At 74.2% G+C, this 2,055-nt stretch carries 1 protein-coding gene and 1 pseudogene; both read right to left on the reverse strand.

All coding sequences use genetic code 11. The features are described 5' to 3' along the window. A partial coding sequence (locus H7841_18415) for an AMP-binding protein (protein MEO5338833.1) occupies positions 1–1,735 on the reverse strand: 1,735 nt, incomplete at its 3' end. Further along, positions 1,669–1,923 (reverse strand): annotated as a pseudogene (locus tag H7841_18420) (AMP-binding protein). The gene H7841_18415 and the pseudogene H7841_18420, both read right to left, overlap by 67 nt. Positions 1,924–2,055: the final 132 nt, after the last annotated feature.

Raw genomic sequence — 2,055 nt, forward strand, 5'->3', positions numbered from 1 at the left:
CGCCGGGCGCCGGGCGCAGGGGTTCGCCCACCACCGCGGCCAGGGCTCCCCGCCGCGGGAACCAGGGATCGCGCAGCACCGAACGGCTGCCCCGCAGGGCTACCGGCACCACCGGCACGTTCGCCTCGGCGGCGGCCAGAAAGGCGCCCATGCGGAAGGGCAGCAGACCGGGAAAGCGGGTGAAGGTGCTTTCGGGGAAGACCGCCAGCCGGTTTCCGCTGCCGGCCAGGTCGGCCAGGCGGGTGGCGTCTTCGGCGCCGCGCGCCCGGTCCAGACGGTCGACGAAGACCACACCCATCCGTTCCAGGGGACGGCGCAGCAGCCATGCGCCCGCCAGTTCGGCCTTGGCGACGAAGACCAGCGGGCCGGGCAGGGCGAGCGTCAGCAGGAAGGCGTCCAGGTAGCTGGCGTGGTTGGCGACGACCATGGCCCCGTCGGCGGGCAGCCTTTCCGGGCCCTCGACGGTCAAGCGCAGTCCGGCCAGCCGCCGCAGCAGGCCCAGCAGCCCCCTTGCGACCCGCCAGGACCCGGCCATTCCGGCCAGCCACAGCGCCGGCAGGGCCAGCAGGGCCAAGGCCAGGGCATGGCCGGCATATAGGCGTTCCGCCAGGTCGCGGCCGAAGCGGCGCAGGCGCGGGCCGACGCCGGCCAAGGCCAGGCGCGTCACCTGGAGCCAGACGGCCGGCCGCGACGCCCCCAGTTTGCCGCTTTCGTAAAGCCGGCGCGTGGCGTCGCGCCGCACCTTGCCGCTGGAGGTCTTGAGCACGCTGCCCGGCGGGGCCAGCACCACCTCGTCGGGCGGGGCGCCGGCCAAGGCCACCGTCAGATCGGCGATGCGGGCCTTCAGGGTCTCGCGGGCGGCGCCCCGGGTCCGGCTTTCGGCCAGCACCACCAGGCGTTCGGTGCCGGCGCGTTCGTCCGCGGACGCGAAGACCGCCACGTTGCCCCGCCGCACGCCGTCCAGGGAGCCTACCGCCTCCTCGATCTCGGCCGGATAGAGATTGCGCCCGGCGCGGATGACGAGGTCCTTGATGCGCCCCGTCACCACCAGTTCGCCGTCGGCCAGGTAGCCCAGGTCGCCGCTGTCCAGCCAGACCCCGTCGAACAGGCGCGCCGTGGCCTCGGGGTTGCGGTAGTAGCCCGAGGTGGCGGACGGGCCGCGGAACTGGACGCGCCCTTCGCGCCGGTCGGGCAGTTCCCGCCCCGCCTGGTCGACGATGCGGATGCGGTGGCCGGCCAGGGGCGGGCCGCAGCGCACATGGCGCAAGGTGCCGTCCGGGCGGGGGACGGCCCTTGTCGTCTTCTGGAAGACGGCGCGGTCGACGGTCTCGACGACCGGGCCCCGTCCCAGGGGCGGGAAGGCGAGGCCCACCGAGCCTTCCGCCAGCCCGTAGACGGGCATCAGGGCCTCGCGCCTGAAGCCGCAGGCGGCGAAGCGGGCGGCGAAGGCTTCCAGGGTGGCGGGCCCCACCGCTTCGGCGCCGTTGAGCGCGGCGCGCCAGCAGGACAGGTCGAGCTTCGCCAGGTCGGCATCGTCCAGGCGATGGACCGCCAGTTCGTAGGCGAAGTTGGGGGCGGCCGACAGGGTGCCGCGATGGCGCGAGATCGCGCCTCCAGCCAGCGCTGCGGCCGGGCCAGGAAGGCCAGCGGCGACATCAGCGCCAGGGGGACGGCGAAATAGAGGGTGCCGAGCGCCGCCCCGATCAGCCCCATGTCGTGATAAAGGGGCAGCCAACTGACGAAGACGTCGCCCGGTCCCGCTTCCAGCCGGGCGCCCATGGCGCGGACGTTGGCCAGCAGGTTGGCATGGGTGAGCACCACGCCCTTGGGCTGGCCGGTGCTGCCCGAGGTATATTGCAGGAAGGCGATGTCGCCCGGCTTGGGGGCTGGCCGATGCGGGGGGCCGGCGGCGGCGGCTTGCACCTCGGCCGGCGTGGCGGCGCGCCAGCAGGACAGGTCGAGCTTCGCCAGGTCGGCATCGTCCAGGCGATGGACCGCCAGTTCGTAGGCGAAGTTGGGGGCGGCCGACAGGGTGCCGCGATGGCGCGAGATCGC

This window comes from Magnetospirillum sp. WYHS-4 (genome assembly GCA_039908345.1).
Taxonomy (GTDB): Bacteria; Pseudomonadota; Alphaproteobacteria; order Rhodospirillales; family GLO-3; genus JAMOBD01.